19 protein-coding genes are annotated in these 21,297 nt (G+C 46.8%); 6 read left to right on the forward strand and 13 right to left on the reverse strand.

Features of this window, described 5'->3' with window-relative positions:
• Positions 1 to 54: 54 nt before the first annotated feature.
• Complete coding sequence (locus L4D79_RS01790; RefSeq protein ID WP_428646553.1) at positions 55 to 921, forward strand: endonuclease/exonuclease/phosphatase family protein; 867 nt, start codon at positions 55 to 57, stop codon at positions 919 to 921.
• 92 nt (positions 922 to 1,013) lie between these two features.
• On the opposite strand, the gene L4D79_RS01795 is transcribed toward L4D79_RS01790, so the two are convergent.
• The 13 genes from L4D79_RS01795 to L4D79_RS01855 all read right to left on the reverse strand — a co-directional run bounded on the left by L4D79_RS01795 (position 1,014) and on the right by L4D79_RS01855 (position 14,470).
• Entirely contained in the window at positions 1,014 to 3,443 is a 2,430-nt protein-coding gene (locus L4D79_RS01795) for a tetratricopeptide repeat protein (RefSeq protein WP_428646555.1), read from the reverse strand.
• Positions 3,427 to 4,059: a methyl-accepting chemotaxis protein gene (locus L4D79_RS01800; protein WP_428646558.1), complete on the reverse strand. Its 633-nt coding sequence runs from the start codon at positions 4,057 to 4,059 to the stop codon at positions 3,427 to 3,429. Before L4D79_RS01800 ends, L4D79_RS01795 begins: the two co-directional genes overlap by 17 nt.
• 165 nt (positions 4,060 to 4,224) lie before the next feature.
• The gene (mnhG, locus tag L4D79_RS01805; protein ID WP_428646560.1) at positions 4,225 to 4,524 is read right to left on the reverse strand and encodes a monovalent cation/H(+) antiporter subunit G; all 300 of its coding nucleotides are present in this window, start codon (positions 4,522 to 4,524) and stop codon (positions 4,225 to 4,227) included.
• A gap of 2 nt (positions 4,525 to 4,526) precedes the next feature.
• Positions 4,527 to 4,790 (reverse strand): monovalent cation/H+ antiporter complex subunit F, encoded by a 264-nt coding sequence (locus L4D79_RS01810; protein WP_428646563.1) that lies wholly within the window; start codon positions 4,788 to 4,790, stop codon positions 4,527 to 4,529.
• 10 nt (positions 4,791 to 4,800) lie between these two features.
• Complete coding sequence (locus L4D79_RS01815; protein WP_428646565.1) at positions 4,801 to 5,277, reverse strand: Na+/H+ antiporter subunit E; 477 nt, start codon at positions 5,275 to 5,277, stop codon at positions 4,801 to 4,803.
• 13 nt (positions 5,278 to 5,290) lie between these two features.
• Positions 5,291 to 6,784 carry a proton-conducting transporter transmembrane domain-containing protein gene (locus L4D79_RS01820; RefSeq protein WP_428646568.1) on the reverse strand — a complete coding sequence of 498 codons (1,494 nt, stop codon included), beginning with the start codon at positions 6,782 to 6,784 and terminating at the stop codon, positions 5,291 to 5,293.
• Positions 6,781 to 7,134 (reverse strand): Na+/H+ antiporter subunit C, encoded by a 354-nt coding sequence (locus tag L4D79_RS01825; RefSeq protein ID WP_428646570.1) that lies wholly within the window; start codon positions 7,132 to 7,134, stop codon positions 6,781 to 6,783. The genes L4D79_RS01820 and L4D79_RS01825 overlap by 4 nt, the downstream gene beginning before the upstream one ends.
• A complete protein-coding gene (gene mbhE / locus L4D79_RS01830) occupies positions 7,134 to 9,746 on the reverse strand; it encodes a hydrogen gas-evolving membrane-bound hydrogenase subunit E (RefSeq protein ID WP_428651675.1) in 2,613 nt (870 codons plus the stop codon). The genes L4D79_RS01825 and mbhE overlap by 1 nt, the downstream gene beginning before the upstream one ends.
• 232 nt (positions 9,747 to 9,978) lie before the next feature.
• Positions 9,979 to 10,128 carry a hypothetical protein gene (locus tag L4D79_RS01835; RefSeq protein ID WP_428646573.1) on the reverse strand — a complete coding sequence of 50 codons (150 nt, stop codon included), beginning with the start codon at positions 10,126 to 10,128 and terminating at the stop codon, positions 9,979 to 9,981.
• Positions 10,129 to 10,371: 243 nt separating this feature from the next.
• Positions 10,372 to 11,115, reverse strand: coding sequence for a metallophosphoesterase family protein (locus L4D79_RS01840; RefSeq protein ID WP_428646576.1), 744 nt, complete (start codon positions 11,113 to 11,115; stop codon positions 10,372 to 10,374).
• Positions 11,116 to 11,219: 104 nt separating this feature from the next.
• On the reverse strand, positions 11,220 to 11,933 hold the full coding sequence (locus tag L4D79_RS01845; protein WP_428646578.1) for a GNAT family N-acetyltransferase: 714 nt from the start codon (positions 11,931 to 11,933) through the stop codon (positions 11,220 to 11,222).
• A gap of 131 nt (positions 11,934 to 12,064) precedes the next feature.
• Positions 12,065 to 12,952, reverse strand: a complete 888-nt coding sequence (locus L4D79_RS01850; protein WP_428646581.1) for a LysR family transcriptional regulator — start codon at positions 12,950 to 12,952, stop codon at positions 12,065 to 12,067.
• Between the two features lie 69 nt (positions 12,953 to 13,021).
• Positions 13,022 to 14,470 (reverse strand): sugar porter family MFS transporter, encoded by a 1,449-nt coding sequence (locus L4D79_RS01855; protein WP_428646584.1) that lies wholly within the window; start codon positions 14,468 to 14,470, stop codon positions 13,022 to 13,024.
• Between the two features lie 572 nt (positions 14,471 to 15,042).
• Between L4D79_RS01855 and iolE the strand changes: the two genes are divergently transcribed.
• The 5 genes from iolE (at position 15,043) to L4D79_RS01880 (ending at position 21,295) form a co-directional block, all read left to right on the forward strand.
• A complete protein-coding gene (gene iolE, locus L4D79_RS01860; protein WP_428646587.1) occupies positions 15,043 to 15,936 on the forward strand; it encodes a myo-inosose-2 dehydratase in 894 nt (297 codons plus the stop codon).
• 79 nt (positions 15,937 to 16,015) lie between these two features.
• Positions 16,016 to 17,887 carry a 3D-(3,5/4)-trihydroxycyclohexane-1,2-dione acylhydrolase (decyclizing) gene (gene iolD / locus L4D79_RS01865; RefSeq protein ID WP_428646589.1) on the forward strand — a complete coding sequence of 624 codons (1,872 nt, stop codon included), beginning with the start codon at positions 16,016 to 16,018 and terminating at the stop codon, positions 17,885 to 17,887.
• Positions 17,888 to 18,058: 171 nt separating this feature from the next.
• The gene (locus tag L4D79_RS01870) at positions 18,059 to 19,234 is read left to right on the forward strand and encodes a Gfo/Idh/MocA family protein (RefSeq protein WP_428646592.1); all 1,176 of its coding nucleotides are present in this window, start codon (positions 18,059 to 18,061) and stop codon (positions 19,232 to 19,234) included.
• Between the two features lie 11 nt (positions 19,235 to 19,245).
• A complete protein-coding gene (gene iolC, locus L4D79_RS01875) occupies positions 19,246 to 20,241 on the forward strand; it encodes a 5-dehydro-2-deoxygluconokinase (RefSeq protein ID WP_428646594.1) in 996 nt (331 codons plus the stop codon).
• Between the two features lie 184 nt (positions 20,242 to 20,425).
• Positions 20,426 to 21,295, forward strand: coding sequence for a 5-deoxy-glucuronate isomerase (locus L4D79_RS01880; RefSeq protein ID WP_428646597.1), 870 nt, complete (start codon positions 20,426 to 20,428; stop codon positions 21,293 to 21,295).
• Positions 21,296 to 21,297: the final 2 nt, after the last annotated feature.

Consider the following 21,297-nt stretch of genomic DNA (forward strand, 5'->3'; position numbering starts at 1 on the left):
GCAGGAAAGCGCTTACTTTCCTGCCTTGTCAGAAAATCATTAATGGAGAAATTAATGATGAACAAAATAGCAATGGCTTTACTTTTAGTTCTTGGACTCCCCGCAGTTGCAGCAGACTTCGATGTTATGTCGTTCAATATCCGTAACAGCAAAGACAGTGTTGTGGGTAGCGAATACGATGGCAACAACACGTGGGACAATCGCAAGGCAGTGGTGGCGAGTATTGTTGCTCAAAACGACATCGCCGGACTACAAGAAGCATTCAGCGATCAAATTGAGTTTCTAGCTCGCCAATTACCCGATTATAGCTGGGTAGGTGCGGGACGCGATGATGGTAATGCACAAGGGGAAGCTGTTCCGATCTTTTACCGCAATGATAAATATATAAAACTTGGTGGCGGTACATTCTGGTTGTCTGAGACACCGCAAGTTGTCGCCAGTGTCGGTTGGGATGCGGATTTGACCCGAATCACCACTTGGGTTCGGCTGGAAGAGGTAGCAACGGGTAAGCGGGTGCTTGTGTTCAATGCCCATTTTGACCATATCGGCAAAACAGCCCGTCAAGAGAGTGCGAAGTTACTGAGCCAAAAAGCTGATGAGATCACTAGCGGAGCAGGCGATGCCGTCATTGTTCTGGGCGACTTGAACTTTGAGCGCAGCGATACTGCGTCTTACCAGGCCCTGACGGACTTGTATCATGACGCTCGTGAGATCACAACAGTGCCTTTTAGCGGTGTAAATGGCAATAAAGAGCAGGTATTTACCTACCATGGATATGGTAAGGAGAAGTCAGAAGATATCGATTATATTTTTGTGAATGATAAACTAGCGGTAAATTCATTTGAATACCGCAGTGTGATCAAAGATGGGATCTATGCTTCTGACCACCTGTCAGTAATATCAAATGTGTCATTCCAGTAAGCAGCTAACCTCACTCGTGAATCATAGCTATTAATGAGATTGCGATAATGCGGCCAGAGATATTCCCTCTGGTCGCATTCAATTAATCCATATCAAGGCAAAAGGCAATGAAGTGTTCTTACTTCAAATGGAATAGGGGAAGGACCGCTGTTCTGCAGCACGATAGCTAATTTACCTATTGGATGCTCTCTCCATTCAGGTATGCCATCCTCATACTTTACCCAAGAATATTGGAAGTCGTTTAATGGAATATTAATCGCCACAATATCGTTATTTGACGCTTTATCTCTCTGGGAATAGATATACCCCGAGGATGAAAGTGTTTGTGAAAATCCTTCACTATCAATCAAGCCAACGTGTAACGCTGATAATTGCTTAGGGCTCGCCCCTGATATTACGATTTCAATAGAACCACTTCCTTGATGTCCGAGTAATGATGGCTTGAGGTTTTGTCTGGGTTCTTTTTGCCATGTTTGCCACGTGCTGAGGGTCAGGCTTTCATTGATAATGGAGGGGTTACTGAGTGTCCCATCCCATGGAGCAACGGACTGTTGAACGATTTGCCCGTTAAGCTTCAAAGTCACCGAAATTGGACCTGAATTAGCCCAGTTCGGCAGCATTTGCCCATGCCAATTAAGATCCATCGAATCTCCAATCCCTGTTGCTTCCCAGAGGTTATCTCCTTGAGCGATGGTTAATTCCCACATAGCCCAATGAGAAAATTCAGCGTTTATTTTCAGTGGCGTAATGACAGGCGTTGGGGCTTTAGTGACGTTATATTTCAATAATTCGGGGGTTAAATCATTGTGGCTGTGTTTATCGACTAGCTGTTTATAGATCTCAAGCGACGCTTTAGGTTGGTAATTAGCAGAGAGCAGTCCGAAGCTTTGTTCTGCATCGGCAAACCAACCTTGTTGTTGTGGCTCATCGGTAAGGGAAAACCAGTTGAGCGCAAATAGGCCAAGTTTTTGAAGCATCGGTAGATAGTCATTGAGCTTTTGCAGTTCGTTGGCCTGCTGCGCTTCCCAGTTAGGTTGAGAGGCAATTGACAGATAAGCGAGCATCCAAGGCTTGTTGAATCGTTGTTGTAAGCGTTCTCCCAGTCGTAGCGCTCTTACCCACGCAGACCAATCAGGTGCAGAATGGACCCGTTCTGTGTAGCTTGATAGCATCAGCATGCTGGCAACAAAGTCACTGGTCTCAATACTCTTTTGCGCGCTGGCATAGCTTGGTGTACTGCCTGGCTGATCCCAGTCGCCAAGGCCAAGGCCAATTTTTACCTGCGGTGCGCCTTGACGGATAAGGGCTATTACCTCAAGCATCAGCGGATCCCAGCCATCCCAACTTTCTATACCTTGCTTATTAAATTCGGGTTCGAGGATCAGGTAAGCCTGTGGGAGATCTTGAAGCAAAGGGATAAGCTTGTTTTTGACTTCATCAAGGTAGCGTTTACGGTTTGCCTGCACGTAATCAGGGCTAATTTTATCGCCAAAGAACCAATAATTGATCATCGGTATATAGCCATTGGCATGGGCACCACGTAGAAGATCCTTCCGTAACCAATGCCAATCACTGTTTTGGGTGATCCACAGAGTGACGCTTCTTACGGGTAGTCCCTGCTTTGATAAGGTCTCCCAGATTGGCGTGAAGTTTTGCCCACTCCCTACGGGATTATCGAGTAACAAACGTGCTCCGATTCCCCATAAAAAGGGGGTACCTGAAAAGCCTGTATCCTCTGGTTGAAGATTAAGCATGAATGCCATGGCATTTAACCGCTGCTGCCAGCTGCGGGCAAGAAGGCTATTGCGGTTGGCCCAGCTGGAGTCGAGCTTCACTTGTAGCTGGTTAAATAGATCCCGTGCCATTGTATTTTGGCTTGTCCTCAATGCTGAAAAAACAGCACCAAATGTTGCCTGTATATACCAATCGGCTTCCATGGAGGCGGTTGCATCTGCAACTTTTAGATATAAATCCAACGCTTTGTATGGCTGTTGTGCATGTTCGAGAAGTGTATGGGCCATTAATATTTGTCCACGGATGGCTAATGGCTGGGTGGGGTGGCTCGCATACAGACGTGAACTCGCCTGCTGCATAGTCTCTACAGCATTCTGATCTCGTAACTGGATGAGGTATAAGAAATCTGCAAGAAGAGGATCACTTCTATAGGCACGTAGTAGGGCAAAGGCCGCACGTGCTTCGAGGCGGTGAACGCTGAAAGGATCCTCACTCAAATATTGCCGATAGAGTGCCATTGCTTGTGTCCATTTTCGCTCGTATTCGGCTATACGCGCTGCTAAAAAAATCGCTTCGCCTTTATGTGGGAGGTCCGCGCGGGATAATTGCGCTTTGGCAGCCGTTAACTTACCACTCTGTATCAGCTGTATGCCTTCGCCAATCATGTCATGAGTTGTTTGTGCATGGGAAGAAACAGGAAATCCGGACATAAAAATTGCGGTCAAGAAAAGGGAGAAGAGTACACCTTTATTATTGATGTAGGAGTAGATATTAGAGCGCAGGCTCATTATCACGCTCCACTTCGCATTTACCCTCCGCTTTATAATCTAGTTCCAGTGTTTCAAAGTATTCTAGATTGCTTCGAATGGTTTCCAGGTGGATGTTATGCTCTTTGGGTAAATCATAAGTATCGAGCATTGCAAGGTTCTCCTTCATGCTCATGACCATGACTTGAATACGTGCTGAGCTATTGTTGATGTCTTCAGCGATATCGGTGAGTTCATCACCTTTACGGATTTGTATTTCAGCCGATAATTTACCCAAGGAAATATCAACTAATGCATTGCGAATGCGTTCGACGGGCCCATAAAGGCGGTAGCTAAGCCAACACCCAGCCCAAGTGGCCAGCGCCAATTGTAATAGGAGTAATAAAACTAACCAGTTGCTCATTGCCTCGTACATTGAAGGTAGAGACTGTGCCACCGCATTGAGTTCTTCAGGGAGTAACTGAAACGATAATTGCTGCGCTAATACTTCCAGAGTCTGTGCATAGAAGAAATAAAACTGTGCGGCATTAATCAGTACGCTGAATAGCGCGATAAATAAAATACGCCAAATAAGACGTTTAGTTAGCCATCTCTTTATTTCTTTGAACATGGCTTGAATACGAAGATTTCGAAACATAGGTACGCCCATAGCAAACCGATTGTATATAAAGTGTATATCTAATGGACGGAGTGGAAAAATTATTGTTAATTGATCGTGGGATCTGAGACGTTGATCATTTTAAAGATGATAAGAATGAGTGCTTTAGTGATTGCTTGGGCTAAAAATGGTTAACGTTAAGGGCTATTGGTCCTTATTGCGCCAAATCTTATAGTTTATTTGGTGCATCGCTTTACCGAGCAAGTGGGCAGCTACAGGTGCTGTGATAAAAAGGAATAGTATTGTGCCGATAACGCGCGAGATAACGGTGACCTCAGGTATTGAAAAGGATACCGCTAATAATAGGAAGCAAATGCCTACGGTACCTGCTTTTGTGGCAGCATGCATCCGAGTATAAAGATCCGGCATTCGAACGATACCGAGACTGGCAACAAGGGTAAAGAAGGTTCCAAAAAGTAAAAGTATGCTTATTAAAATCTCCATTGTTAGCCCTTATCCTGTTTTTGCTTGGTGATAAGCCGTGCAAAGGCAATAGTGCCAAGAAATGCAACTAAAGCGAGTGTGATAGCAACATCGAGCAGTGGTTTTTGACCGCTGTCCAGTGTATACACGGCAATAAAACCGATAGTGACAAATGAAATCAAATCTAAAGCGACAACACGATCAGCCAATGTGGGACCCAGTATTAGGCGAATGAACGCAAGTGCTAAGCTGATTATCAAGCCTATGTAGGATAGTTGAATACTCATTCGAAGTAGGTCATCCACGCGTTATCTCCAATATCCGTGACTCCAACCCCTGCTTAATATCTTGCGTTACACTGTCATGTTCTGGTGCGAACATGACATGTAATACAAGGTATTTCTTATCCGGAGTGACATCTAAACTCAAGCTGCCTGGGGTCAATGACACCATGTTGGCTAACAGGGTTATCTCAAGGTCTGTTTTGGCATCAAGCGGGACATAGACGATGTCTGGCTGACTTAAATGTGTTGGCGTGATGACATCCCAGACAACCCTGGCGACAGACACTATCATCTCGTAACAAAAATAAACCGCTAACGCCAAGATGGCTTTGAGCTTCTTGAAGTAACCCGTTTTTAAACCAAAAGGCTGGCATAGGCTTAAGGTGAAATAGCCAACGACAAACCCAATAATAAAATCGAGGCTACCGTATTGCCCGTTGAGGAGCATCCAGGCCATGGCAAGAAACAGGTTTAGGGTAAAGTAACTCATGCCTTCTCTCCCATTATGGCTCACCCAACACGGCGCGCACATACGCGATTGGATTCAGTAATTGTTCGGCAGCTTGATTGGCAAATTCATAGACAGGTTGTGCGACAAGCCCAATTGTGATCGTCATCAGCGTTAAAACGGCAATCGGTAAGCAATATAGTAGGTTGACTGACAAGGGGAATGCCTGTCCGGCTTGCTTAGATATTGGCGCTTTCCAGAAGGCTTCGCTCCAAATTTTGGTCATCGAGAAAATGGTTAACAACCCAACAATGAGTGCTGTTGCTGCCAATAAGTTGTGGCCATTGATAATGCTGGCTTTAATAACCAGAAATTTGCCCCAAAAACCTGACAGTGGCGGGAACCCTGCCAGAGAAAATGCAGGGATAAGGAACAGGAAGGCAAGCCATGGCATGGCCTTGTAAATACCACCTAACTCACGTAATTGGCTTGAGCCGTATTTGCTCTCTATAAAGCCGCCAATCAAGAATAAGTTAGCCTTTACGATAATATGGTGAATGATATAGAAAATGGCACCGGCAATGGCAACAGGTGTATACAGCGCTAACCCCATCATCATGTAGCCAATTTGGCTAATAATGTGGAACGAGAGTATTTTCTTGATATCAAATTGACTGGCGGCACCGAGTACACCGGTCAACATTGTTAGGCCACTTATCCAAATCAACAGGGGCTGCCAACTTGTCTCGGTAAGAGGGAAAACTAAGGTAAAGATTCTTATCAGGGCGTAAACGCCGACCTTTGTTAGCAGGGCTGCAAAGAGTGCAACGACCGCGCTGGGTAACGTATGGTAGGAGGCGGGTAACCAGGCAAACAGGGGAAATAGGGCTGATTTGATTGCAAACGTAAATAGAAATAAGGCCGCTAGCAGAGTGGCCGTATCTGGAGCAATATCAGGGTATTTCGAGTGAAGATCAGCTAAGTTAAGCGTACCTGTTGCTCCATAAGTTAAGCCGATAGCCAATAAAAACACCAAGGTAGAGATTAAGTTGAGCAAGACATATTTGACGGCCCCGTCTATTTGAGTGCGTTCTGCGTCAAGGATCATCAAGCCAAACGAGGCAATGAGCATGACCTCGAACCAAACATAAAGATTGAATAAATCTCCAGTCAAAAAAGCGCCGTAAACACCAGCCAATAAAACATGAAATAACACGTGATATAAACCGTATGAGGGTTTATGTTTTAGATCTGCCATCGCGTAAACAACCGTCACAGCGCCAATAAGAGCAGTGATAACGGTTAATGCGACACTCAAGAAATCGGCGACAAACACAATGCCAAACGGCGCTGCCCAATTACCGAATGCGATAGCATAGGGGCCGTTTGCGACGATGTCTAACAGAAGCTGCACACTACAAAATACAGAGATGGCAACACTGGAGCCACTGACCCAGTTGATAGCCCTAGGGTTGTGGCGAACAAAAAAAGCGCCTGTAGCGGTCAGTAATGATAGTACGACCGGCAGTGTGAGCCAAACTGAAGTCATTGATCCTCCTCTGATCGCTGCATAGCATCGACATCAGCGGATCCTGTTTCTATGTAAGCGCGATAAAGCAGCATCAATGCGAAAACCAATAAGCCAAAACCAATGACGATGGCGGTAAGGATAAGTGCTTGTGGAAGAGGATCTGCCGCGCCTTCAGGGGGAAGCACAGAGTTAGCATCAATGAGAGGCGGATTTCCGGGGGTTAAACGGCCAGCGGTAAAAATGGCTAAGTTGATGGCGTTACTGATCAAAATTAGGCCGAGTAGAATACGGATAACGTGGCGTTCCAGCATGAGATAAACCCCTGCTGTAACGAATACGCCGACGACAATACTCCATACAATTTCCATTAATCGAGCTCCTCATTGACTCTCAGCAACACCTCTAACACGCCTCCGATAACAGCGAGATAGATGCCAACGTCGAATATGAGTGGGGTGCCAAGTGGCAGTATCTGCTTCCACCAAATTCCAGTTAAAAATGGTGAGCCCATTACAAAGCCGATCCCGCCTGCCAGCAAGCTTAAGAAAACACCGAACATTGCTATGTGCATCGGCCTGTAACTCAGCCGCTCTCTGACATATTGCGGTGACTCGGCGAAGATAAGCAGGGTTAAACCAATGACAGCGATGAGGGCACCGATGAAGCCGCCTCCTGGTGAGTTGTGTCCACGAAGTAGAAGGTACAAGGAGAAAACCATCATTAGCACGGCAACGATGTGGGCAGTAGTACCGAAAATCAACGAATGAATACGGTTTTGCTGGCGTGAGCTGGTTTTGAACAAACTGATTGAAGCGAGCGCTGCAATGACGACGACTATCGCTTCGCCCATGGTATCGAAGGCCCTGAAATCGACCAGAATGACGTTAACAATGTTTCGTCCATGACCTCCGGGAACGCTGTTTTGGCCAAAAAAGTCAGCAAGGGGTGAATCTAACGGTGTCTCGGTAATAGCGATAAGTAACGCAGTGACAGAGATACCAATGATCGAAGCGATCAGTACATGGAAGGTGCGTCTAGGTACAGAGTGACTACTGACCGAGCTTAAGTGCGGTAGGTGCCGAATGAGTAGAGCCACGAACACCACCATCAAGGTTTCGACAAGCAGCAGCGTTTTGGCGACATCTGGTGCGCTATAAATCATAAAGACCAATGTCATTAAGAAGCCAACAGCCCCGAGAGCAGCAATAGATAAAAGGCGAGATGTTGAAATCACACACAAGACGGCAGCGGTAATCAACAGCAGTGCAATAGCGATTTCATAGAGCTCGATAGCCCTGATGCGTTCAAAAAAGTCACTGGGGACGCCTAGCGGGTTCAGCATCAATATGGCAGCAAGCACTGAGAAAAACATCAAGGCGTAAATACTGAGTCGGCGTTGTTGCAATTGGTTTGTTTGCCAGGTTGCAAGCGTCACCATTGCTGCCATGCATTTTTCGAACACATTGCTGGCGACAGGGAGTGGACCCATTAACTTATTCAATGACTGAGTTAATGTAGACATGTATTTATAAATGAGTATCCCTAAGGCCAAAGTGACAGCACTCATCAGTAGAGGGATGTTGAACCCCTGCCATAATTTAACTGGACTGGATTGGTCAACCTGATTGATTTCAAAAATTGCTGTGGAGAGTACGTATTCATTCAACCAGCCCAATCCGAGGGTCGGGACGATAACACTGCAGCAAGCCAGCACCATAGGCGGGATCCAGAAACCTATTTCTGCTTCGATAGACTTAACGGTCGGGTTATCCTCGATTTTTTCACGTAAAAAAGGCTGTGAGATCACCGCAATAGCGAGGGCAACCATCACCGCATTGATCATCACTAAAGCAAACATGACGATACTATGAACTTCCAGCCCTGCTTTGTATGCATATTCTTTGCTCAGGAAACCAAGTAATGGTGGTATACCGGCTTTAGACAGCGCAGCGATAAGACCAGAGGCGAAGCTGAATATTAGGACGGCTTTTAAACCATAGAGCACCCTGATATCACGCGTCCCTGTGGCTTTGTCGATATTCCCGACCACCATGAACAAAGAGGCTTTATAAAAGGCGTGAGCAAGAATGAACAAGATAGCGGCTGCGAGTGCGGTTTCAGTGCCAATACCAAGCAGTAAAGTAAGGATCCCGAGTATGGTATTGGTACTGAACGCCAGCATGAGCTTGAGATCTTTTTGCATCAGTGCGATTACAGCAGACCACAATGCCGTAAAGCCCCCGACCGTGATGAGGCAGTAAAACCAGAGATCGCTGCTGGCATATATGGGTGAAAGCCTTGCCAGTAAATAAATTCCCGCTTTGACCATCGTTGCTGAATGCAAAAAGGCACTGACCGGTGTTGGGGCGGCCATGGCGCCCGGTAGCCAAAAGTGAAAAGGGAATTGCGCTGACTTGGTGAAAGCCCCGATTAAAATCAGTACCAATGACGGCGTAAAGAAAGGATGTTGGGAGAGGCTTTCTTTATCCGATACGGCCATGTCGATAATATTACTTAATTCATAACTTCCTGCAATCTGCCCCAGTAATATCAGCCCAGCTAATAGCGCTAGGCCTCCTGCGCCAGTGACGACTAGGGATTGCAGCGCATTCTTGCGGGACTTTTCATTTTCATGATTGAAGCCGATAAGCAAGTAGGAGGTGATAGTCGTGAGTTCCCAGAAGACAAACAGTAATATGATGTTGTCACTCAGGACGAGCCCAAGCATGGATAGCATGAACAGCGTTAGATAGAGGTGGAAAGAAAAGCGCTCGGCTTTACCTTTCATGTATGCCAATGCGTAGAGTTGGACAAAAAATCCAATACAACTGATTAAGCCGACAAAGACAAAAGAGAGGGCATCAAGTTGTAAGCTAAAATTGATATCTAGGCTGGGAACCCATGATGTCGACCACCGCAAACCTGTGGGAGAGGGTTGGTAGTAGAAGATTGACGCAAAAAAAAGGAAAGCGGGAAACACCACAAACCCAAGGAGAGTGTATTGATGTTTACCACTGTCTAGTAGCGGTTTTGATTTTTCTTGGTTATCTGCCACTAATTATGTTCATCCCTTTTTAGATTTTCATAGTGCTAATAAGGTTAATCCATAAACCTGTTTCTTGTGTTTAAGATGTTCTCGTGTTGAAGACGTTCTTGCGTCTAAGATGTTGGCTGATACCGAGTTAAGGTGATTCACGCAAATGAAGTGTAAATTACCTTTCCTTGAGGTTATGCGGCTCTTCGTGAAGGCGATACTCCTCATAGCCATCATAAGTACACTCGCCAATATTATTCCTTGGACAAACCAATATATTGCAGTGATCAAGCAATTCGGTGCTGCAGTAAGGACAGTACTTTTTCATAACGCCTCCATTTTTACCCAAGCTTTATAAATAACTTGGCTATATATTGTGCTGCTTATATTTCTTCCTGATTACAATGTAGACCTGAAATGAGTAATGCGATGGCAACTTACAACATGCCTTACAGCTATTTACAATCTATTACAAAGGTCGCATGGGTAAGACGAATAAGCCAACCTGAGACAAAGGAAGGCCGGTGCTAATCACGTGAGTTGGTAAGCTTATTTGATAGTTGAGGAAGGGCTACTGGCTGGAAAGGGGATAGTTTTCAACCAGGCGAACATCGATTTCACCGTTTAACCGCTCTGCTTGATAAACGGTCATCCCAACAATACCAGTACGATGCGGTATATCTGACTGATGTTCAAAACCATAAGAGGACGATATACCGACAAGCTGGCGAATATAGCCTTCTTCGATATCAAAATAGTAATGGGCATGCCCGCTAATGACGGTTTGCTTGGATTTAAATAAACGAATAAGCAAATCTTGATTCTCGATACCAATATGTTTGAACCATCGCTGGCTGACATCGAGGAGTGGGTGGTGAGAAATAATCAGCGTTGGTGACTTTCTAGCGATTTTCTTCAACGCGGCAAGCCCTTTTCGACTGACTCGTCCGGCACCAAGCTCTAATGATGTCCCCAAAGGTTTATGGCTTGTATCGAGAAAATGGAGGGGAATACCATGTACGGTAGCTGATTGGACAATACGGATTTTACTGTGCCTGAAGCTTGCCTTCATACAGCTTAGATCATCGTGATTGCCCGCTAGCGCATAGCACTGGGTAATGTTATCTCTGGCTTCAAGGTACGATTTGATTCGATCATAGGCTGCAGGAACAGCGGCATTTGCCAGATCACCGGTAAGCAGCAAGACGTTGTCATCCGTATCTTGATTAACAATGTCTAATAGCTTTTGTAGATTGGTATCCGACTCATTCGGCATTTCCGCCAAGTGAGTATCAGTGATCTGGTAAATCTTCACGTTTGTCCTTTCTATTGTCTTAGATACTGCCAATTCATGAAGGCGATAGAGTTACTGCATACGCCAGATAAATTGAAGAGGTGAGATTAATTGAATTGAATCAACTAGGCAATGTTCACTTCAAGTAGCTCTGCCAAGCGTTTCTTTTGCTGGCCACTGTTATCGAAGTTTTCGGGCGAAAGCCAAGCTTGATGGGCGCTGGAGATTTGCGGCCAGTCGCTGTCAATGATGGCATACCAAGTGGTATCTCTATTTCGTCCGTTGTAGACGATGGCTTGCCTGAACAATCCTTCATAACTGAACCCCAATCGCTCAGCTGCACGACGTGAAGGGTGATTGAGAGAATCACACTTCCATTCACAACGGCGGTAGCCCAACGTTTCGAAAGCGTGTTTAAGCATTAAGTGGATAGCTTCGGTTGCCGCCGGTGTTTTTTGCAGTTTGGCCGAGAAAAGGAAGTTGCCAATTTCAATGACACCCATTTGAGGAACAATTCTCATATAGGAAGCGATACCCACTGCTTGATCTGTCGCTGGGTCGATAATGGCAAAGAATAGCGGATCGCGACTTTGCTCGAGTGGAGCTAACCATTGGAAAAAACAATCTTTGTCTTCAAAAGGGCCCATGAACATGTAAGTCCACAAGCGTTGTTCAAGATCCGCCGAGAAAGCCTCAAATAGGTCGTTACCATGGCGGCTCGGGTGTAAGGGTTCAAGACGACAAAATTGACCAGCTAGTGTTACAGGCTCAGGAATGCTGGCTCCTTGCCAGTCAGGCATAGGGGCACCGATAGGTTGTTGTAGTGGGTTGAAGTACATAGAGTGTTCCCGAAGTAGTTATGTGGCGATATTCTTTTGAAACCAACAGATTACTACTGACGGTTGTAAGATTTCTGTGGTGCGGGTTAGAAAATATGGATTTCTATCGAAAACCAATTTATTGATAGCACTTATACACTTTCCAATAAAAAGCTCTTGAAGTGACTAGCCACCGCTGATGCTTTTGTTGGCGGGTGGTAATAGAGGTTGAGGCTCCAGATACTGGTTTCGTAATCATCCAGAATAGGGGTGAGCACTCCATCGGATAGTGGTTTTTCAAGGATAAAAGCCGGTAAGTAGGCAACGCCAGCCCCTTTAATTGCACTTTGCAGCAGCAAATCACTGTCGTTAACTTCCAGCGATTTAGGGACTTTTACCATCTGTGTTTCGCCATTACGCTCGAAAATCCAATCATTACTGCCTGTAAGCGTGGTCGCAAATAAGCATTGGTGTTTGGATAGCTCGGTCGGAAACTCTGGTGCCGGATTCCGTTCAAGATATTCAGGAGAGGCAACGGCAACAAAAGGGCTCTGCATGAGTTCTCGGCGAACAAGGTGGAGGTCTTTTTCTTGGTAGCCCTGATAGCAGGCGTTGGCACTGATAACCAAGTCGGCTTCCGCGGCATGATCTAGCGCCCAAGGGGTGACATTGAGGTTAAATGTCACGTTCGGGTGTGAAATGAGATAGGTGCTTATTTTATCCATCAAGAAGTTATTGGCATAGACCGGGGTGCAAACGATATTGATATGGCCTTTGTCTTGCTCTTGGAAATCTTGCAGGCTGCGGCATAACTGTTCAGCGTTATCCACTAACGGTGAAAATTCATCAACCAGCTTTTGACCGGCAGGTGTGGCGGTTAATAAACGGTTGGTGCGACGGCATAGGGTAATACCAAAGCTCTGTTCAAGATCTTGCAACCAGCGGCTTCCCGCAGAGACTGAAATGTTGAATTTACGGGCTGCGGCAGAAATTGAACCGGTTCGGATCACGTAAACAAAAAAAGCCATTTTATCGAGCATAGTGTTGCCTTATTAATCGAAAAAACAGGCTTATCAATGAATAAGCCTGTTGGGTATTTCAAAGCGTGATTAAGCGTTTGCTTGCGCTGTAGCAGCAGGAACGGTTACTTTCTTGCCAAGTTTCTTGGCCATCACTTCTTCCATTTTCTCAAGGCTGACACCTTTGGTTTCAGGGACGAACTTAACCACAACAAACATACAAATCAGTGACAGTATGGCGAACAACCAGAAGCTGAATGCACCGTTGAAATGATCTCTCAGGAAGGCATTGTCATTCAGCATTGGGAATGACTGGGTGACGATGAAGCCGGTAAACCACTGTGCACCCACCGCGATAGACATTGCACGGGAGCGGATGCTGTTCGGGAAGATTTCCGAAATCATAGTCCAGCATGCACAACCCCACGATGTCGCGTAGGAAACAACGTACAGGCACAATGCGAATAATGCCGCGTAGCCTTCAGTGCCGGTGTAAAGCACATAACCGACCACCGTCATACCGACCGCACAACCAAACGTACCGTATTTCATCAGCGGTAGGCGGCCTACCTTGTCAATCAGGTACATACCCAGCGCGTTACCCAAAATAAAGACGACACCGACGAAAGTGGTCTGGAACAGGGCGTTTTCGGTACTACCTGTTATAGGCCGTAGGATTTCCGGCGTGTAGTACATGATAACGTTGATACCGGTTAACTGCTGGGCGGCAGCCACAAAAGTACCGATCACTAAGATAGCGAATAGCAGAGGAGAGCGTAGGCTGACTTGTTTTTTGCCCGGAGAGTTTGAATCTACCAATGATGCCTGTATTTCGTTGATTAACTGATCAGCATGCTTAGGATTAGAAATTCGTGACAGGGTGTCTTTAGCCTGATCAACTTTTCCTTTCAGTACCAACCAGCGTGGTGATTCAGGAATAAGGAACAATAGGCCAGCAAACAGTGCGGCTGGAAGCACTTCTGAGCCCAGCATCCAGCGCCAGCCCATATCCACCAACCACGCTTCACTCATGCCTTTGGCAATCAGGTAGTTAACGTAGAATACCCCTGTCTGACCAATAACAGCTGATTGCTGGAACATACTGACGGCACGGCCGCGGAAATCTTTCGGCGCAACTTCAGACATATACATGGGTGAAACGACACAGGCTAAGCCAACAGCTATACCACCAACGATGCGAAGCATGACATAGAAAGTAAAGGTAGTCGCCAGCGCAGAGCCGATGGCGGAAATCATGAAGAGGATGGCTGCAATGAAGAGGGTTTTACGACGTCCATATTTGAGGGCTGACCAGCCGGCACTGACGGCACCAAGAATACTACCTAAAACAACACTTGATACGGCCCAGCCAGTTTGTGCGGGGGTTAACCCAAAGTGCTCCCTGATTGGTCCTATGGCGCCTGAAATAACCGCAGTATCGTAACCTAATAAAATTCCCCCTAGGGCTGCGATACAACAAATTCTGATGATATAAGCAAAATTGTGTTTTCGGGTGTCGGCCGAAGTTGTGGGTGACATGTTCTACTCCTTGATGAGATCCCCGTCTCTTACTCAACCATCGAATAAGTTTGAGTTGGGTAGCTTTCCAATGCGTTATTTACTGTAGGGTATTTGCATCGGCATTATTCCATTCACCAATATTATTTTTAGTAGTAATTTATTGCTTTGATAATATTTTTCCACTTGGTGATAGGCCAAATCATATGCTCTCAAGTTTTTTACGGCTATAGCCAATAAGTGGTTTTGTTGAAAAATGATACTTATGTCAAATTGCGAAAAATATTTTCCGCAATAGCAGGCTTGGTTATCTTGTTGAAATTTAATGGGTTTTTTAATTGTGATCTTGCTCAAGATTTTCTTGTAAGCCGCATTTTTACTGGGTTTTTTTCATTTTTTATGGAAATGCTGAAATCGATTGTACTAATTGAAAAATATTTTTCGTTTTGGTTTTTTCAGTTATAGTGAATTCCAGTGAAGCAAATGGTGCAGATTGAAAAACGGTTCAGAGATTCCAAAAGAACATATTCCACTGGACTGGTCATAATCGTCACCGACCCGGAATTAAATAATCATAAAATTGGAGTACAAACATGAGCAATGTTCAATATGGTATCAGCCCACTGACCTGGACTAACGATGATATGCCAGAACTTGGCGGCGAAATTCCATTGGAAACATGTTTGAGTGAGATGGCAGAAGCTGGCTTTACCGGTACTGAGCTAGGGACTAAATACCCTCGTGAGCCAGAAGTACTTATTCCTCTTCTAGAAAAGCACGGTCTGGTTCTCGCTTCTGGTTGGTACAGCGGCAACCTGATGACGCTAACGGCTGACGAAGAAATCGCAGCAATGCAGGATCACATCAAATTGCTGAAAGCGGCTGGCTGTAAAGCGATGGTATTTGGTGAGGTGAGCAACACTGTTCATGGTGACATCAATACACCATTGTCTCAGCGCGTCATCCTGACAATGGACGAGTGGAAAACTTACTGTGAGAAGCTAACCACAGTTGCTGAGTACCTACTCAACGAGCACGACATCAAGCTGTCTTTCCACCACCATGTGGGCACCATCTGTGAAACGGAAGATGACATCAACCTAATGATGGAGCTGACTGGCGATGCTGTACACCTAACGCTGGATACCGGTCATATCACATACGGCGGCGGTAACCCTGTCACTATGATCAAACGCTGGGGCCACCGCATTGGCCATATGCACTTCAAAGATCTACGCCTTGAAGTGATGAACGCCGCTCGCGATGCAGACAAATCATTCCTAAACGCCGTGCTTGATGGTGTATTTACCGTTCCAGGGACTGGCGACGTTGATTATGACGACGTATTCGCTGCACTGAAAGAGCGTGAATACAAAGGCTGGCTGTTGGTTGAAGCCGAGCAGGACCCTGCAAAAGCGCATCCATTAACTTTCGCGAAAACAGCTTACGAGAACATTACTGGTTACGCGAATAAGTACGGCCTGTAAAAAAGCAAAAACGAAGGGGGCAGGCTAGGCCCCCTTTTAAAGGGATATATTTTTCGACTATCGAAAAACGAGGAAGACAATGAATACTGTACGCCTGACCGTTGCTGAAGCGCTTGCTAAATACCTTGCAGCACAAATGATTGAAATTGATGGAAAGAAAGAACAACTTTTTGGTGCCGCCTTTGCGATTTTCGGTCACGGTAATGTGACGTGCTTTGGTCAGCAGCTAAAGAATATTGAAGACAAAATTCCAACGTGGCGTGGTCAGAACGAACAGTCGATGGCAACAGCGGCCATTGCATACGCGAAGGCGAATCAACGTCGCCGCATTGGTATTGCAACCAGTTCTATTGGTCCGGGTGCGACTAATATGGTTACCGCAGCAGGCATTGCTCACACTAACCGTCTGCCTCTGCTACTTATTGCGGGTGATGCCTATGTTAGTCGCCTGCCAGATCCTGTTTTACAGCAGCCGGAGAACTTTGAAGATCCGTCTGTTACCTCTAACGATGCCTTCAAGCCACTAACACGCTACTGGGACCGCGTACTGTCGCCATCCCAGCTAATGCACACGCTGCCGCAAGCACTAGATACCATGCTAGATCCGGCAACATGCGGCCCGGTATTCCTTGGTTTGCCGCAAGATATCCAAGGGGTCGCTTACGACTTTCCAGAAGTATTCTTTGCTGAAAAAGTACATCGTATCCGCCGCCCAGAGCCTGAAATGATCGTTCTGGAAGAGGCCAAGGAAATCCTGCTAAACGCTAAAAAGCCGCTGATCATCTCAGGCGGTGGCGTTCACTACTCGCTAGCCACTGACGAACTGGCTGATTTTGCTGGCAAACATAACATCCCTGTGGTCGAGACCATTGCCGGTCGCGCCACCATGCTGCAAGACAACCCACTGAACGCAGGCCCAATCGGCGTAACAGGCTCAGATTCTGCCAACCATATGGCCAATGAAGCTGACGTGGTACTGGCTATCGGTACCCGCCTGCAAGACTTTACTACGGGCTCTTGGACGGTATTCAAGAACTCCGATATGAAGCTAATCAGCATCAACGTGGCGAAATTCGACGCAATCAAGCACATGTCTTACCCAGTATTGGGCGATGCGAAAAGCTCAATGACTAAGTTATCTGCGTTGCTTGGTGACTGGCGTTCAGGTGATGAATGGTCAGCAAAAGCCAAGGTAGAAGCTGATGAGTGGAAAGCTCTGGTCCACCGTCGCACTCATCCACAAGAAGGCGACCTGCTACCGGGTATGTCTTCCTACGCGGAAGTCATCGGCAAGCTTAATACGGCGATGGAAAAAGGTGACACCGTGCTGACAGCTGCTGGTGGCCTGCCGGCTGAGCTGTCGATGAACTGGCAGAACTACCAGATCGGTAAGTTTGATATCGACTTCGGTTATTCGTGCATGGGCTACGAAATTGCCGGTGGCTGGGGTGCGAAAATCGCCAACCCAGATAACGATGTCGTGGTACTGGTGGGTGACGGTTCATACCTGATCCAGAACTCTGATATTTACTCTTCAGTGCTGACCGGCCACAAGATGATTGTGGTGGTGTGTGACAACGGCGGCTTTGCGGTTATCAACAAACTGCAGAACAACACTGGCAATGAGTCGTTCAACAACTTGCTTGAAGACTGCCGCCGCCCAGATGGCGAACTGGCCCGCGTCGACTTTGCCAAGCACGCAGAAGCGCAGGGTGCGATTTCCGAGAAGTTGGCCTCTATCGACGAGTTCGATGCAGCATTCGCCCGCGCTAAAGAAGCTGACCGCACCTACGTGATTGTGGTGGATATCGACCCAGTATCGCCTGCGGCATGGTCTAAGTGTGATTGCTGGTGGGAAGTCGGGTTACCTGAAGTGACTCGCAACGAGCACACAGCCCAGAAAGTCGCCGAGTGGGAAGAAGGCCGAGCGACACAAAGGCGTGGTGTATAGGGACGAGGTGTATAGAGAATTTATTAACCAAGAGGCTCTTATTGTTGAGAGCCTCTGAGAATAAAAACTTTGTATACAAGAACTCGGTAAACAAGAACAAACTATTTCCAATATCTGAAACGCGGGTCTCTCTCAAAAAGTGGTGGGGGATACCTGACAAGGAGTGAAGCCATGTTTAATGAAGAACGTCATTTTGATCAACCTATCCGTTGGGCAATGGTAGGCGGCGGCCGTGGTAGCCAGATTGGTTACTCTCACCGTAACGCCGCACAGCGTGATGGTTTGTTCAAGTTGGTAGCGGGTGCTTTCGACCTCGATCCTGAGCGCTGCCGTGACTTCGGGACCAATATTGGCCTTGATGGCGACCGTTGCTACGCCAACTACAAAGAGATGTTCGAGCAAGAGGCCCAGCGTGAAGACGGTATCCAAGCTGTGTCTATCGCCACACCGAACTCGACGCACTACGAAATCTGTAAAGCAGCGCTTGAAGCGAACCTGCACGTGGTATGTGAAAAGCCAATCACTTTCACTACCGAAGAAGCGGAAGAGCTAAAAGAAATTGCGGCGAAGAATAACCGTGTTATTGGTGTGATGTACGGCTACAGCGGTTTCCCTATGGTTCAGCAGGCGCGAGAAATGGTTCAGCGCGGTGACCTGGGTGAAATTCGCGTTATCAACATGCAGTTCGCCCATGGTTTCCACAATGAAGAGTACGAACTAAATGATCCTGGCCTGAAGTGGCGTGTAAGCCCTGAAGTATCAGGTCCAACATACGTTCTTGGCGATATCGGTACCCACGCTTTCTACCTATGCGAAGTGATGACTGGCCTTGAAGTGGACCGCTTATCTTGTATGCGCCAGAGCTTCATCAAGTCTCGTACGCCGCTAGAAGATAATGCGCACGTGATGATGGAGTTCAAAGGTGGTGCAGTCGGTACACTTTGGGCGTCAGCAGTCAACGCTGGCTCTATGCACCAGCAGAAAATCCGCATCGTAGGCTCAAAAGCCTCTATTGAATGGTGGGATGAGCAGCCTAACCAGCTTCGTTTTGAAATCCAAGGTGAACCACCTCGGATTCTAGACCGCGGCATGGGTTACCTATATCAAGATGCTGACGGTGTTGCAGCTAACCGTGTAGGTGGCGGTCACGCAGAAGGCTACTTTGAGTCTTGGGCAAACCTGTACCACCGTTTTGCGCTGGCGTTTGATGCTGCAGACCGTGATGACCAAGAAACGCTAGCAGGTATCTGGTTCCCAGGTATCGATGCGGGTATAGAAGGTGTACGCCTGTGCGAAAAATGCGTTGAGTCAGCAGAGCAAAACGCAGCGTGGGTTGAATACAAGTAATAGGAATAACGATGACAAAGATTGCACTTCAGCAAGACCGTAAGCTGGATGCCATCGTGTTGGGACGTGCGGGCGTAGATTTATACGCCCGTGAATCAAACACGGACATGGCTGATATTTCAGGGTTTAACAAGTTCGTCGGTGGGTCGGCAGCGAATATTGCTGTTGCTATCAACAAACTTGGCGGAAAAGTAGGGTTTATTGGTTGCGTCGCTGATGATGCATTCGGTGGCTACGTTAAGCAGTACATGACAGGTCAAGGTATTAACCTTGATGGCATGATGACGGACAGCTCGGGCTCGCGCACTTCAGTAGCGTTTACCGAGATGAAACCAAGTGACTGTACCGTACTGATTTACCGCAACAATGCGTCTGACCTGACCATCAAACCAGAGCAAGTCGATCCAGAATATATCGCCAATGCCAAGGTGTTGGTAGTAACCGGTACGGCGCTTTCAGAAAGCCCAAGCCGCGAAGCAACGCTAATCGCGATGGAACATGCCCGCCGCAGTAACACGCTAGTGGTATTGGATGTTGACTACCGTCCTTATTCATGGCGCACCGATGTTGATGCTTCTATCTACTACGGTATTGCCGCGGGATTGTCCGATATCGTTATCGGTAACCGTGAAGAGTTCGACATGATGGAAACGGTACTGGCACCGGGCAATACAGACGATGATGCAACGGCAGATCGCTTCCTTCGCTCAAACACCCAAGTTGTAGTGGTTAAAGCCGGTGAGCTTGGCTCGAAAGTGTACTGCCGCGACGGTTATAAATTCCAGCAGGGTATCTTCCGCGTCGATGTGCAGAAGCCATTCGGCTCCGGTGACTCATTTGCAGGCGGCCTGATCTGGACGCTAGTTAATGGCGGTGAACTGGAAGATGGCGTCAAACATGGTACCGCGGCGGCTGCAATTAACGTCAGTGGCAATAGCTGTACCGAAGCAATGCCAACCAAAGAGCAATTATTCGATTTTATTGAGACCAAAGAACAAAGCCTTTAATAGTCACCTCCGGACGAAGTGAATAAAGGCAATTAGGTCCTGCCGGGCCGGTATTTAAACTGGACACGTCTAGAAAGGGTACAAACCATCGAGGCCCGGCTTTTTTATTACAACAATTTAGACTGATAAACACTGTGCTGGTAAACGGCAGTAAAAAAAAGCAGGGCAGTGAGGAGAAAGTACCATGGGCAAGCATATCCCACCATTTGATAATAAGAACCAACCAATCATCGATATCAATGATGAAGTGACGCCATTGTGTTATTTCAACCAAGTTCGCCTCTCGCAAGGCGAGCAGCACCAGCACATTGTTGAAGGTTATGAATCTGTCATCGTTCTTGCAGGCGGTACCTGTTCAATTACCGTCACTAATGGTGAAAAGACCGAAGTTTACGACAACATCGGTAAGCGGAAGTCAGTGTGGGATGGCAATCCAGAAGCGGTATATGTCCCGCTTGGCTACAGCGCAATTGTTGACTGTGTCAGCGATACGGCAGATGTCATGATTGCCGGCGGTAAGTTCGAACAGTCGTTAGAACCATTCTGTGTCCGCGAAGAGAATGTGGATATTGTTCAGTACGGCTCTGATGACACCAAAACCCACCGTAAGATCAAGCACGTATTGGGTCAGTCAAATGCAGATAACCGCGGCCGTCTTCTTGTAAGTGAGCTGTTTACCGTCGGTGCCGGTGGTTGGTCGGGTTTCCCTCCTCACAAGCACGATGAAGATCGTGTGAAGCCAGATGGCAGCAAAGAGACACTATACGAAGAAGTGTATCAATTCCGATTTAACCCTGATTTTGGCTTCGGTGCCCAGTTCCTTTATGAGCACGAAGATGACTTCGGTCCGGTTTACCATGTACGTACCGGATCTGTGATTGCCATAGATAAAGGTTACCACCCAAGCGTTGCGGCACCGGGTTATGAAATGTACTACTTCACCATCATCGTAGGTAAAACAGAAAAGTCGCTCATTCAGCACTTTGACCCACACCACGAGTATCAAGTAGAAACGATCCCAGGCATCAAGGATATGATCGCCAAGTTCAAATAAGG

The organism is Photobacterium satsumensis (assembly GCF_050336935.1).
In the GTDB taxonomy this organism is placed as follows: domain Bacteria; phylum Pseudomonadota; class Gammaproteobacteria; order Enterobacterales; family Vibrionaceae; genus Photobacterium; species Photobacterium satsumensis.